Raw genomic sequence first — 13,089 nt, forward strand, 5'->3', positions numbered from 1 at the left:
TTCAGCCCGTTTGCCGCCTGTCCACAAGGGCCTGAGGTGTGTACCTTTTCTCTGACGCCGGATGAAGGGTGACCAGCGATGCGCACGAAGGAACAGTGACCGACTAGCCGCACCGCCAAGGTCGCGCAGGTCAGCCCACGCGCTGGGGCATGTCATGCATGTTCCGCGCGTGTGGCTTCTTCGTCGACCCATCGCCCGGGGTTCGCGCCGAGGCTCCGCTGCCACACCAGCGCCAGTGGCAGGGTCATTACGATTCCGACAAGGCCGAAGATGCCGACCGTGGTCTGCGGGCTCACGTGGTCGGCTAGGAGCCCGCCGATCAGTGGGCTGATGCCGAGCATCGTCGTCAACCCGGTGTTGGACAGCCCCATCGTCTGGGCGCGGGTCTCGTCGGGAACCGCGAGCGTCAGCGACGCCGTCGCCTGCAGCAGCGCGATCGTGCCGAACCCGCCGGAGACGACGAACAGCGCGATCGACACCCACGGCCCCGGCTGCAGCAGGCACAGCAGCAACGGGATCGCGCAGAGCAGCGACATCAGCCCGATCAGCCGCGGCCGGACCCTGGCCGGCACCCAGCGGGTGTAGATGAACGTGCCGATCACGCTGCCGACCGGGTCCGCGGCCAGCAGCAGGCCGATCGCGGCCGAACCGCCGCCCGCCGAAGCGACGTAGGGCGCCGCGATGCCCTCGTACACCGGGAGCAGGCCCATCAGCCAGGTGAACAGCACGAGCGAGCACAGCGCCGAGTCGCGGAAGGCCACGCTGCCGCCGGTGCTGATCATCGCGAGGAACTTCTTGCGCTTCTCGCCGGTCGCCGCGGCGGGGCGGGCGCGCAGGCCGAACCGGACGAAGAGGGCGGAGACGAGGAACGTCGCGGCGTCGATGGCCAGCGCGATGTGCGGCTCGACGGCCAGCAGCAGCGCGCCGCCGCCGGCGAAGCCGAGGAGCTGGGCCGACTGCACGGTCATGCTCCGGATGCCCATGCCGACGACGAACCGGTCGCCCTCGAGCACCTGCGGCAGCAGGGCCAGCTGGGAGGCCTTGAAGGGCGGGTTCAGCAGCGAGACACCGCCGACGAGCACGCACACCAGCCAGAACGGCAGGCCGGGCAGCGCGACGAGCCCGATGAGCGCGGCGCGGCCGACGTCGACGGCGACCATCACCGAGCGGCGGGGGAAGCGGTCGGCGAGCCCGGTCAGGAAGATGCCGCCGACCAGCGACGGGGCGAACGTCAGTGCGTAGGTGAGGCCGGTGAGCGTGGCCGAGCCGGTACCGGTGAAGACGAGCACGGACAGCGCGACTCTCGCGAGCTGGTCGCCCGCCATGGACAGCAGTTCCGCGAACCACAGCGCGCGGAACTCGGCGATCCCGAACACCTCGCGGAACGTGACCCGGTCCGGCGGTGCTGCCATGCGTTTCTCCCGACCTCTGTGCAGACCGTGGCGCGCATGACCAGCGGCGGCACATGAATCAGCCGGTCATCGGGCAGTCACGGTACGTGAGTTGTCCAGCTAGTGTCCCGTGACTGTTGGTGAATTCCTAGGTGCTTTAGCCGGTATCCAACGTGTCACGGAGCTCCCCGAACGTGTCAGACGATAGCCCGCAGTGTCCGACCGGTCGCCCAGGAGTCACCAATGGATCATTCCGTACCCGTTGGCCCAGGACCAGAGGCAAAAGTAGCCACCTCGCGGACGCGAGGTGGCTACCGGGGGAACGCCGACGGATCAGCCGTCGACGGCGAGGGCGTCCTCCGCGGGGGTGCGCTTCACCGCCGAGGCCCGTTCGGCGTCACGCTTCTCCACTTCTTCCCGGACGATCGGGATGACGTACCGGCCGAAGTCGATCGTGTCGCCGAGCATGTCGTAGCGCCGCGCCGAAAGGATCTCGACCCCCAGGTCGTAGTAGTCGAGCAACGCCTGTGCCACCGTCTCCGGCGTCCCCACCAGCGCGTTCGAGTTGCCCGCGCCGCCCGTCGCGGCCGCCGTCGGGGTCCACAGCGCCCGGTCGAACCGCTCGCCCCGCGCCGCCACCGCCAGCAGCCGCTGGGAGCCGGTGTTCTCCGGCTCGGTCAGCTTGTGCCGCCGGGTGAGCGGCCGGCCGCCCTTCGTCCGGTCCTTGATCGCCCCGACCGTCGCGTACGCCTTCTCCCAGGCCAGCTCCTCGGTCGGCGCGATGATCGGGCGGAACGCGACCTGGATCCGCGGCACGTCCGTCCGGCCCGCCGCCCGCGCCGCGGCTTTCACCGACTCGATCTGCTCCGCGGTCTGGGCCAGCGGCTCGCCCCACAGGCAGTAGATGTCCGCTTCGGCGCCGCCGGCGGCGTACGCGGCCGGCGACGAGCCGCCGAACGACACGCCCGGACGTGGCTGCTGCACCGGCTTCACGTCGGAGACGTAGTCGGCGAAGCGGTAGTACTCACCCTCGAAGCCGAACGGTTCGTCCGAGGTCCAGGCCTTCTTGATGATCTGGATGGCTTCGCGCGTCCGGGCGTAGCGCTGGTCCTTCGTGAGGTAGTCGCCTTCGCGCTGCTGCTCGTGGTCGTTGCCGCCGGTGATGAAGTGGACTGTCAGGCGGCCGTCGGAGATCTGGTCGAGCGTCGCGAACGTCTTCGCCGCGAACGTCGGGTACGAGACGTTCGGGCGGTGCGCGAGCAGGATCTGCAGCTTGTCGAGCTTCGTGGCGACGTACGCGGCCGCCTGCGCCGGGTCCGGCGAGCCGGAGCCGTAGGCGAACAGGACCCGGTCCCAGCCGAAGTCCTCGTGCGCGCGGGCCAGGCGCAGCGTGTACTCCTTGTCGAACACCCCGCCCGAGCGGGCGTGCGTCTCGGACCCGTCGTGCGTGCCCCCGATGCCCAGGAACTCCACCGGCATTCGCCGTCACCTTCTCTCACGTCGGTGAAGCCAGAGCTACGCCTCACGCGGCAGGGCGGCAACGGAGTCCGCAGGGTGGAACTAGCGCCGGTGCGCCTCGATCACCTCGATCGACGCCCGGACCTGCTCGAACGTGGGCGGAGCCGCCCGGTTGAACACGACGGTCAGGGACCGGCGCGGGATGACCACGAACTCGACGTCGACCCCGGCCGCCTCCGACGCGGCCTCGACGACGTCCCGCCAGTGCTCCGGGTCGATCCCGTCCGGATCGGCCCACTCGTGCGCGAAGATCGCCCAGTTGCCCCTGAGCAGGGTGCCGACCACGTCCTGCGCGGTGTGGACGCGGTTCGGCGGACTGATCTCATCCGGCACGTCTTCGCAGCCGGCACAAGATCGCGAAGGCCGCGGCGCCTTGGTGGACTACGGACAAATCCGCTCCTCTCGCCAACCTGCCCGAGGCATTCGGCGCCGCGTCCCGGAGTGTTTGGTTTTATTCCCGGAGTTCCGGAGTATGGGAAGGCCGTCCCGGGCCGGATCCCGCGCGTAGCTTCGGACCCGTGGCCGATCGCGCGCCGTTCACCCTCGCCATCGTGGGCGCCGGACCTCGGGGGGTCGGCGTCCTCGAGCGGCTCGGCGCGAACGCGGACCTGCTGCGCGACCGGCGGCTCGAGGTGCACCTGATCGACCCGTTCCCGCCCGGGCCCGGCCGCGTGTGGCGGTACGACCAGTCGCCGCTGCTGCGGATGAACTCCATGCCCGAGGACGTCACGGTGTTCACCGACGAGTCGGTGCAGATGGCGGGCCCGGTCCGGCCGGGGCCGACGCTGCTGGAGTGGGCGCGCAAGGTGCGTGACGGCGCGCTCGACGCCGAGGTCCCGCCCGACGTCGTCGCCGAGCTGACCGCCCTCGGCAGCTTCGACTTCCCGACCCGGCGGCTGCAGAGCGCCTACCTGACCTGGTTCTACCGCACGGTCCTCGCCGGCCTCCCCGACGGCATCGACGTCGTCGAGCACGCGGCCCGCGCGGCCGCGTCCGACGGCTGCACCGTCAGCCTGTCCGACGGCACGACCGTGCGCGCGGACGCCGTCGTCTTCACCGTCGGGCACCTCGACGCCGAGCCGGACGAGCGGGAGCGGGAGCTCGTCACGTTCGCCGCGCGGCACGGGCTCGCCTACTACCCGGCCGGCTACACCGCCGACGTCGACTACTCCGGCATCGCGCCGGGCGAAACGGTGCTGGTGCGCGGGTTCGGGCTGGCGTTCGTCGACCTGATGCTGCTGCTCACCGAGGGCCGCGGCGGCCGGTTCGAAGACCTGCCGGGTGGCGGCCTGCGCTACCACCCGAGCGGCGCCGAACCGGTGCTGCACGTCGGCTCGCGGCGCGGGGTCCCCTACCACGCGAAGATCGGCTACCGGCTGCGCGGGAAACCGTTGCGGCTGCCCAGGTTCTTCGACGCCTACGCCATGGACAACCTGCCCGGCGACGCGCTCGACTTCCGCGCGGACGTCTGGCCGCTGATCGCGAAGGAACTGGCCTGGGGCTACTACAGCGAGCTGTTCACCGGGCACCCCGAGCGGGTGCGCATGGACTTCGCGGTGTTCGCCGACGCCTTCGCCGACCTGCCGTGGGATTCACCGGACATGCGGGACCTCGTGGCGCGGGCGGTGCCCGCCGAGGCCGACCGCCTCGACCTCGACCGCCTGGACCGTCCCCTGGACGGCCGCGCGTTCGGCACGGCGGAGGAGTTCGGCAAGGAGCTGCGGGAGTACGTCGAAGCCGACCTCGCGCGCCGCGCCGACCAGGAGTTCAGCGCCGATCTGGGCGCGTTCACGGCCTTGCTGTCGGTGTACGGCCAGCTGCCGGTGCTGGTCCAAAAAGGACGGTTGGCCGCGTCGTCCCAGGTGTCCGATATGGACGGCTGGTTCCACGGCTTCTTCTCCTACTACGCCAGTGGGCCGCCGCCGCGCCGGCTCGAGGAACTGCTGGCGCTGCACGAGGCCGGCGTGGTTTCGTTCGCCGGCGCGGAAATGCAGGTGACGACCGACGGCGGCGCGTTCGTCGCGACCACCGCGAGCTACCCGGGAACGGTCTCGGCGCGCACGCTCGTCGAAGCGCGGCTCCCCGGCCCAAGTGTGACCCGCGCGGCCGACGGCCTGCTCCGGCAGCTGCGCGACGCGGGCGAGCTGGCCGAGGAGACCGTGGCGGACCCGGTGACCGGCGCGGTGCTGCCGTCCGGCCGGATCCACACGCGGGTGTCGGACTCGCGCCTCCTCGACGGCACGGGCCGTCCCCACCCGCACCGGTTCGCGGTGGGCCCGCACACGAGCGCCCGCTCGGCGGCGGCGTTCACCCGGCCCCGGACGAACGCGGCGAGCTTCCGCCAGAACGACGCCGTGGCCCGCGAGATCCTGGCGCTGGTCAGCCCGCCCAGCTGACGATTTCGGCCAGGACCCGTTCCGGTGGTGGCATTTCCGCGATCTCGGCCGCGATGCCACGGGCGACGTCACGGGGCTTCGGGGCGGTGAGCAGTTCGCGCGCCGCCGCCTCGATCGCGGGGATCCGGACCTCGTCGCCGAGCAAGGCTTTTGCGACACCGAGGGCGCTGAGGGTCTCCGCGTTGGCGAACTGGTCGGCACCCTGCGGCAGGATCAGCTGCGGCAGCCCGGCCGCGAGGGACGCGAGCACCGTGCCCGTGCCGCCGTGGTGGACCACCAGGCCCGCGTGCTCCAGCACCGTTGCCTGCGGGACGAACCCCGCCGCGTGCACCCGCGGCGGCAGGTCGCCCAGAAGAGCCGGGTCGCCGGGACCCACGGCCACCAGGACGTCGACGTCGAGGTTCGCCAGCGCGCGGATCGCCCCGCGCAGGACGTCCGTCGCGCCGAAGACCACCGTGCCGAGCGTCAGGTAGACGAAGCCGTCCTCCGGCAGCGGTGGCAGCGGGACGTCGGGGTCGTACGGCGTCGGGCGCATCCGGAACACCTTCGGGACGGCCGCGGTGCCCGGGTCGCGGACGCTGTCCGGCCAGACGTCGACGCAGGCGTCGCCGAACAGCGCGTCCGCGGGGAGCGTGCCCCAAAGCGGCCGCAGCCGTTCCACGGCGACGGTCAGGAGCTCCGGCGGCATCGAGCGCCCGATCACGACCGAGACCGCGGGAATGCCCGCGCGGCGGGCCGCGATGCCCGCGCCGACGTCGCTCATCTCGTAGACGACCAGGTCGGGACGGAGCTCCGGGAGCAGCGGCGTCAGGTCGGCGAGCAGCGACCGCGGCAGCAGTTCGGCGAACATCGTGATGCCGACGTCCATGAACCCGGCGTCTTCGCCGTGCCGCTTCTTGGCTTCGGCCTCCGCCTCGCCGATGCCGATCCCGGCTCGGTGGACGGCGAACCCGAGGTCACGCACCTGGGGCACGAAGGCTTCGCCGGTGCCGAAGACGACGTCGTGGCCGGCCGCCGCGGCCGCGTTCGCCAGCGGCAGCAACGGGTACAGGTGGCCGTACGCCGGGCGGCACGTGAAGAGGATACGCACGCACCCGAGCGTACTGCTCAGCCCTTCACGACCGGAGCGATTTGCTGCGCCCACTGCTGCGGCGCCGACGTGCCGCCGGGCAGCGAGTTGAAGTACTCCCAGCCGTCGATGCCACCGAAGTCCGCGTACTTGCTCTTGAGGCTCCGCACGGTCGACTGGAGGGTCGACATGTCCACGTACCCACTGCAGTTGGCGGGGTTCGTGACCGTCCCGGCGACGACCTTGCTCGCGGGCACGACCCCGCGGCGGATGATGCTGTCGTAGCCCGATGTACTCGAAAGCGAGCCCCAGCCGCAGTAGAACTGCGCGTTGAACCACGAAATCTGGCCGCCGCGGTCCCGGTAGAGGGTGTCGTAGTTCAGGCCCGAAAGCCCGCCGCCGCCGCTGAGCTCGGTGGCGACCGGCGCGAGCGTGACGAGGAACGAGCTGCCGAAGTCGGCCCGCAGCGCGTCGATCACCTTGTTGAGGGCGGTGTTCGACATGTGCTCTTCGACGTCCAGGTCGATGCCGGACAGCGAATAGGTGCGGATGAGGTTCCGCAGCAACGGGTAGTAGGTGTCGAACTGGGTCTCGAGGCGCTGGAAGCTGCCCGCGGCGGCCCCGCCGACGAACGCGAGGACGTGCACGCCCTGGCTGCGCAGGGTGGCGAGGTCCTGCCACATCCGCGTGAACTTGGCGGCGTTCGGCGGGTCGTCGTTGAGGTGCACGACGCTGTTGGCGTCGAGGTGGATTGCTCCGACGATGACGTCCGTGGCCCCGGCGTCGCGCAGGGGGAGCGGCGAGACGTAGGTGGAGCCGTTGTAGATGGTCTGGTAGTAGACGACAACCCTGCGCCCGGCGGCGGCCGAAGCCGGCACCGCACCCGAAATCATCAGCACCAAGGCCACGAAGGCCACGCCGATCCTCCGCATGGTCCAGACCATACGACGACGGTGGGTGGTGGGGGAACCACCCACCGTGTGATCTGTCCGGTTTCTGTCTCAGCCGACCTCCTGGACCGACCGCCCGGGGATCGCCGCGAGGAGCTCCTTCGTGTACTCCGCCCGCGGTTCCTCCAGTACCTGCGCCACCGGGCCCAGCTCCACCAGCTTGCCCGAGCGCAGCACGCCCACCTGGTCCGCCAGCTGCCGCACCACCGCCAAGTCGTGCGAGATGAAGACGTACGACAACCCCAGCGAAGACTGCAACTCGGCCAGCAGCTTCAGAATCTGCGCCTGCACCGAAACGTCCAGCGCCGACACCGGTTCGTCGCACACCACCAGGTCCGGCCGCAGCGCCAGCGCCCGGGCGATCGCCACCCGCTGGCGCTGGCCGCCCGACAGCTCGGCCGGCTTGCGGCGGGCCACCGACGCGGGCAGCGCGACCTGGTCGAGCAGCGCCGGGACCCGCGTGCGCGGCAGCTTGAACGCCCGCAGCGGTTCCGCCACGACGTCCTCGATCGAGAACTTCGGGTTCAGCGACGCGTACGGGTTCTGGTATACGACCTGCATCCGCCGCCGCAGCCGCCGCAGTTCCTCGCCGTCGAGGGACGTGATGTCCTGGCCGTCGAACGAAACCGAGCCCGCCGACGGCGTCTCCAGCCGGAGCACCATGCGGGCCGTCGTCGACTTGCCCGAGCCCGACTCGCCCACCAACGCGAGTGTCTGGCCACGCGGGACGTCGAACGAAACGCCGTCCACCGCCCGGATTCCGCCGTCGAACGTCTTCGCCAGGTCCCGCACCGAAACCAGCGGCTCGGCAGCCGGTGCCGGCGGGCGCAGCGTGCTCGACAGGCTCGGTGCCGCCGCGATCAGCTGTTGCGTGTACGGATGCGCCGGCGCGCTCACCACCGACGCACCTTCCTCGACGACCGAACCCCGCGACAGCACGACGATCCGCGAAGCCCGGTCCGCCGCGACGCCGAGGTCGTGCGTGATCAGCAGGATCGCCGTGCCCGATTCACGCGCCAGCGACGTCAGGTGGTCGAGGATCCGGCGCTGGACCGTGACGTCCAGCGCCGACGTCGGCTCGTCCGCGATGATCAGCTTCGGCTGCCCGGCCAGCGCCGACGCGATCAGCACGCGCTGGCGCAGCCCACCCGAAAGCTGGTGCGGGTACTGTCGCGCCCGCAGCTCGGGGTCGGGGACGCCGGCGCGCTCCAGCAGCTCGATCGCCCGCAGCGACGCCGAACGCCGGTCCGCGAGACCGTGGATCTTCAGCACCTCCGCGACCTGGTCGCCGACCCGGTGCACCGGGTTCAGCGACACCGCCGGGTCCTGCGGCACCAGCGCGATCTCGCGCCCGCGCACGCCCCGCCACTGCTTCGGTTTCAGCGCAGTCAGGTCCCGGCCGTCGAAGGTGATCGAACCGCCGTCGATCCGGCCGCCGCGCGGGAGCAGGCCGATCGCCGCGTGCGCGGTCGTCGACTTGCCCGAGCCCGACTCGCCGACGACCGCGACCACTTCGCCCGTGTCGACATCGAAGCCGACGTCACGGACGGCCGGCACACCCCGGTACGACACGGCCAGGTCCGAAATCCGCAGCAGGGTCATCGGTCTCCTCCGTCCAGCGCGCGGGACAGCCGGTTCGCGGCGAGCACCACCGCCGCGACCGTCAGGCCCGGGAACGTCGTCATCCACCAAGCGGTGGCCAGGAAGCTGCGCCCGCCCGCGACGAGCGAGCCCCACTCCGGCGTCGGCGGCGTCGCGCCGAAGCCGAGGAAGCTCAGCGCCGACACCTCGAGCACCGCCGTGCCGAGCGTGAGCGTCGCCAGCGCGAGCACCGGGCCCGCCGCGTTCGGCAGGACGTGCCGGAGCAGCACGCCCGTCCACCGCACACCGCCGGCCCGTGCGGCTTCGACGTACACGCCGTTGCGCACGCGCAGCACCTCCGCGCGCATGACCCGCGCGAAGGACGCCAGGTTCGCGATGCCGACGGCGATCGCGACGTTCGTCGTGCCGAAGCCCAGCGCGGTGACCAGGGCCAGGGACAGCAGGATCGGCGGGACGGCCAGGAAGACGTCGACGACCCGCATGATCGCGGTGTCCGCCCAGCCGCCGCGGAAGCCGGCGAGCAGGCCGAGCGCCGAGCCCGCGACCAGCGCCACTAGCACGGCGATCGCGGTGGCCCGCAGCGAGAGCGACGCGCCGTGGATCACGCGCGCGTAGACGTCCCGGCCGGTCTCGTCGGTCCCGAACAGATGCTGCAGTGACGGGCCCTGCAGCCGTTCCTTCGGGACGCCGGTGAGCGGGTCGTACCCGGTCAGCAGCCCCGGCACGAAGGCCGCGAGCAGCACGAACGCCGGCACCACCACGGCCAGCACCAGCCCGGGCGGGATCCGCACTTTCACGTGAAAGTGCGGCTTGGGGGCCTGGGCGAGGTCAACCACGGGCCACCTCCGGCGTCCGGGCGATGCGCGGGTCGAGCAGCGGGTACAGCAGGTCGACGACCAGGTTGAGCACCACGAACACCAGCGCGGCCAGCACGATCACCGCCTGCACCACCGGCACGTCCTGCGCGGTGACGGCGGCCGCGGTGATCCGGCCGACGCCGTCGCGCGAGAACACCGTCTCGGTGATCACCGAGCCCGCGACGAGGTTGCCCGCCACCACGCCGGCGATGGTCAGCGTCGGTACGGCGGCGTTGCGCAGCAGGTGTCCGAAGTGGACGCGCCAGCGGCTCGCGCCCTTGGCCGCCGCGATCTCCGCGTACGGCTCTTCCTGCTGGGTCGCCAAGCTCTTGGCCAGCACCTGCCCGATGATCGCGCCGGTCGGCAGGGCCAGGGTGATCGCCGGCAGGATGATGGTTTCGAAGCCTTGCGTGCCCAGCGCCGGCAGCCACCGCAGCCGGAACGAGAAGAACTGGATCAGCAGCAGCCCCACCCAGAACGGCGGCAGCGAGATGGCCAGCGACGGCAGGGACAGCAGGGCCTGCCGCAGCCAGCGGAACCGCGTGAACGTCCCGAGGAACGCCGACCCGCCGCCGAACAGCACCGCGAACACCAGCGCCAGGCCGGTCACCGCGAGCGTCGGCGGCAACGCCGTGACGACCATGTGCGTCGCGTCGTCGCCGGTGGCGACGCTACGCCCGAAATCGCCGTGCAGGGCCGAGACCAGGCGTTTCGCGTACTGGACGGGCAACGGCGAGTCCAGGCCGTACTCCGCGCGGGCGGCGGCGAGCTGCTCGGGCGTGGCCGACGAACCGGCCTCCCCGTTGGCGAGCTTCGCCGAGACGGCGTCGCCCGGCAGCAGGTAGAGGATCAGGAACGACAGCGTGAACGCCGCCCACAGCACGAACACCGCCTGCCCGGCGCGGCGGAGGAGGTAGCGCCTCACGACAGCCACGCGTCGAACAGCTGAAGCCGTGACGACGCTTCGAAGTCGACGGCGTGCGCCTTCGAGCCGAGTGCGACGACCTGGGTCAGCTCGAACACCGGGACCGCGTAGGCGTGGTCGATGATGAGCTTCTGCGCCTCGTCGGCGGACGGCTTGCGCTTGGCGTTGTCCACAGTGGACGACTGCGCGTCGAGCGCGACGTCGAGCGGGTTGCCCGGCGTCAGCTTGCTGCGGTTGCCGGCCTTGGTGGAGAACTGGCCGCGCAGGATGTCCGGGTCGGCGCGGGTGACGTTGTACCAGAGGAAGTCGTAGTTGCCGGAGAGCTGGATCTGCGTGGTTTCGGCCGTCGTGTGCTGCTCGATCCGCAGGTCGAAGCCGATCTTGCGGAGCTGCTGCTGGATCAGCTCCAGCACGCTGCGGTTCTGGTTGAACACCGGCGAGAACACGACGGACGCGCTCAGCGGCTGCCCGTTCTTGACGCGGATCCCGTCGGGACCGGGCGCCCAGCCGTCGCCGTCCAGCAGCGCGGCGGCGCCCTTCTGGTCGTACGCGAGCTGCTGCGAAAAGTCGCTGACCAGCGGCGTCGCCGAGCCGAGGATGCTCGTGGCGGCTTTGTAGCTCGGCGTCAGCACGGTGTTCACGACCTCGGCGCGGTCGACGCCCTTGAGCACGGCCTGGCGCACCTTCTCGTCGGTGAGCACCCCGCGCGTGGTGTTGGCGTGCAGGTTGAACACGACGCCGGGGTTCGGCCGGATGTTCTCGCTGAAGCCGCCGCCGGTGAACTGCGGCTCGTCGACCGGCTGGATGTCCGTGGCGGCGTCGAGCTGGCCGGAGGCGAGGCTGCCGGTGCGGACGCCGGGCTCGGGCACGATCTTGTAGTCGATCTTGTCGAGGTAGGCCTCGCCCTGGTGCTCGAACAGCGACGAGCCCCAGGCGTAACCCTTGCGCTTGGCCAGGACGATCTCCTGGTTCTGCTTCAGGCTCTCGAAGACGAACGGCCCGGAGCCGATCAGGCCGGCGCCCTGGCAGCGCTGCTCCGGCGTCTTCCGGAACGCCGCGGGCGCGAGGACGCCGAGCGAGACCGTCGAGCTGGCCTGCAGGAACTGGGCGCTGGGCGCGGAGAATTCGAGGCGCACGGTCCGCGGGTCGACGACTGCCGACGCCTTGTACGCGGCGAGGTAGCCGTAGCCGAGCTGGGCCTTGGTGCCGAGGGCCTTGATGCCGTCGAAGCTGGTCTTGACCGCGGCGGCGTCGACCGGGCTGCCGTCGGAGAAGGTCGCGCCGGAGCGCAGGTGGAAGGTGAACGCCGTCGAATCGGCGTTGCTCTCCCACTTCTCGGCGAGCCACGGCTTGATCTCGCCGGTCTTCGGGTCCTGGTCGGTGAGCGAGTCGACGAGCTGACGCGCGACGTTGATCGACGCGTTCGTGGCGACCTGCTGCGGGTCGATGCAGTCGGGCGCCGAGGAGATGCCGAGGCGCAGCGTGCCACCGGGTTTCGGGGGACCCGAAGCGGCTTGTTCGGTGCCCGCGGCGGAGCAGGCGGTCAGCAGGACGGGCAGGGCGAGCAGGGCCGCGGCGTTGCGGGCGCGGAAGAGTGGGGACACCGGACGGCCTCCAGCGGGGAGCGGTTGCGTCTTCGATGAGCGACGCTAACCACGCGCTGAAGGCCGTCCCACCAGGCGAACCGCGGTCCCAAACCGTGGCACCGCAAGGATTCGCCCTTGACAGCGATCAGCAGCGGCCGAGCATGTCCGTCAGCGCCGACTTCTCCGCCGTGTTGATCGTCAGCTTGAACTTGTACTTCACCGCGACCCACATCTTCGCGTAGGTGCACCAGTAGCTCGTGAGCGGCGGCTTCCACTGGTCGGGCGACTTGTCGCCCTTCTCCTGGTTCACGTTGTCCGTCACGGCGATCAGCTGCGGGTCGGTGAGGTCGTTCGCGTACGCCTGGCGCTGCGCGGTGGTCCACGACGACGCGCCGGTGCGCCACGCGTCGGCCAGCGGCACGACGTGGTCGATGTCCACATCGGACGCGGCGGTCCAGGTCTCGCCGTCGTACGGGCTCTTCCAGCTGCCGGAGGTCGCCGCGCAGCTCGAGTCGGTGACCACGTTCGTGCCGTCGCGCTTGAGCACCACCTCGCGGGTGTTGCAGCCGCCGCCCTGGTCGATCCAGTGCGGGAACTTGTCGCGGCTGTAGCCGTCCTGCGAACCGTCGGCCTTGACGGTCAGGGACGCGAGCTCGGTCTTCGCCGTCGAAGCCGACGGGATGCCCGGCGGGGTGGCCTCGGCGACGCTGACCAGCGTCCCGGAGAGCACGGCGGTGGCCGCGAGGATGGTGAACGAATGACGAACAGCACGCCTGGTTGGCATTTTGCTACCTC

11 protein-coding genes are annotated in these 13,089 nt (G+C 71.1%); 1 reads left to right on the top strand and 10 read right to left on the bottom strand.

The genetic code is table 11. The features are described from left to right. Window positions 1-152 precede the first annotated feature (152 nt). From ACWEVP_RS07485 to ACWEVP_RS07495, 3 genes are all read right to left on the bottom strand, one after another. Window positions 153-1,412: an MFS transporter gene (locus ACWEVP_RS07485; protein ID WP_452061764.1), complete on the bottom strand. Its 1,260-nt coding sequence runs from the start codon at window positions 1,410-1,412 to the stop codon at window positions 153-155. Between the two features lie 312 nt (window positions 1,413-1,724). Beyond that, window positions 1,725-2,870 carry an LLM class flavin-dependent oxidoreductase gene (locus tag ACWEVP_RS07490; protein ID WP_452061765.1) on the bottom strand — a complete coding sequence of 382 codons (1,146 nt, stop codon included), beginning with the start codon at window positions 2,868-2,870 and terminating at the stop codon, window positions 1,725-1,727. Between the two features lie 81 nt (window positions 2,871-2,951). Further along, entirely contained in the window at window positions 2,952-3,242 is a 291-nt protein-coding gene (locus ACWEVP_RS07495; protein WP_452061766.1) for a hypothetical protein, read from the bottom strand. A 185-nt stretch (window positions 3,243-3,427) separates the two neighbouring features. Between ACWEVP_RS07495 and ACWEVP_RS07500 the strand changes: the two genes are divergently transcribed. Next, window positions 3,428-5,305 carry an FAD/NAD(P)-binding protein gene (locus tag ACWEVP_RS07500; protein ID WP_452061767.1) on the top strand — a complete coding sequence of 626 codons (1,878 nt, stop codon included), beginning with the start codon at window positions 3,428-3,430 and terminating at the stop codon, window positions 5,303-5,305. Here the strand turns inward: ACWEVP_RS07500 and ACWEVP_RS07505 are convergent. The 7 genes from ACWEVP_RS07505 to ACWEVP_RS07535 all read right to left on the bottom strand — a co-directional run bounded on the left by ACWEVP_RS07505 (window position 5,289) and on the right by ACWEVP_RS07535 (window position 13,078). Further along, window positions 5,289-6,395: a glycosyltransferase gene (locus ACWEVP_RS07505; protein ID WP_452061768.1), complete on the bottom strand. Its 1,107-nt coding sequence runs from the start codon at window positions 6,393-6,395 to the stop codon at window positions 5,289-5,291. The two genes, ACWEVP_RS07500 and ACWEVP_RS07505, sit on opposite strands and share 17 nt — an antisense overlap. Before the next feature lie 17 nt (window positions 6,396-6,412). Then, window positions 6,413-7,306: a glycosyl hydrolase family 18 protein gene (locus ACWEVP_RS07510; RefSeq protein WP_452061769.1), complete on the bottom strand. Its 894-nt coding sequence runs from the start codon at window positions 7,304-7,306 to the stop codon at window positions 6,413-6,415. 69 nt (window positions 7,307-7,375) lie between these two features. Then, window positions 7,376-8,926: a dipeptide ABC transporter ATP-binding protein gene (locus ACWEVP_RS07515; RefSeq protein ID WP_452061770.1), complete on the bottom strand. Its 1,551-nt coding sequence runs from the start codon at window positions 8,924-8,926 to the stop codon at window positions 7,376-7,378. Beyond that, window positions 8,923-9,711 carry an ABC transporter permease gene (locus ACWEVP_RS07520; RefSeq protein WP_452061956.1) on the bottom strand — a complete coding sequence of 263 codons (789 nt, stop codon included), beginning with the start codon at window positions 9,709-9,711 and terminating at the stop codon, window positions 8,923-8,925. Before ACWEVP_RS07520 ends, ACWEVP_RS07515 begins: the two co-directional genes overlap by 4 nt. A gap of 43 nt (window positions 9,712-9,754) precedes the next feature. Continuing rightward, window positions 9,755-10,708, bottom strand: coding sequence for an ABC transporter permease (locus tag ACWEVP_RS07525; RefSeq protein ID WP_452061957.1), 954 nt, complete (start codon window positions 10,706-10,708; stop codon window positions 9,755-9,757). After that, the gene (locus ACWEVP_RS07530; RefSeq protein WP_452061771.1) at window positions 10,705-12,312 is read right to left on the bottom strand and encodes an ABC transporter substrate-binding protein; all 1,608 of its coding nucleotides are present in this window, start codon (window positions 12,310-12,312) and stop codon (window positions 10,705-10,707) included. Before ACWEVP_RS07530 ends, ACWEVP_RS07525 begins: the two co-directional genes overlap by 4 nt. A gap of 127 nt (window positions 12,313-12,439) precedes the next feature. After that, entirely contained in the window at window positions 12,440-13,078 is a 639-nt protein-coding gene (locus ACWEVP_RS07535) for an HNH endonuclease family protein (protein ID WP_452061772.1), read from the bottom strand. Window positions 13,079-13,089: the final 11 nt, after the last annotated feature.

The sequence above is a fragment of the Amycolatopsis sp. NPDC003865 genome, from assembly GCF_053605345.1.

Bases quoted from the DNA above. Each gene is read 5' to 3' on its own strand.
- ACWEVP_RS07490 (WP_452061765.1), bottom strand. From the start codon at position 2,870: ATGCCGGTGGAGTTCCTGGGCATCGGGGGCACGCACGACGGGTCCGAG.
- ACWEVP_RS07510 (WP_452061769.1), bottom strand. From the start codon at position 7,306: ATGCGGAGGATCGGCGTGGCCTTCGTGGCCTTGGTGCTGATGATTTCG.
- ACWEVP_RS07535 (WP_452061772.1), bottom strand. From the start codon at position 13,078: ATGCCAACCAGGCGTGCTGTTCGTCATTCGTTCACCATCCTCGCGGCC.
- ACWEVP_RS07515 (WP_452061770.1), bottom strand. From the start codon at position 8,926: ATGACCCTGCTGCGGATTTCGGACCTGGCCGTGTCGTACCGGGGTGTG.
- ACWEVP_RS07485 (WP_452061764.1), bottom strand. From the start codon at position 1,412: ATGGCAGCACCGCCGGACCGGGTCACGTTCCGCGAGGTGTTCGGGATC.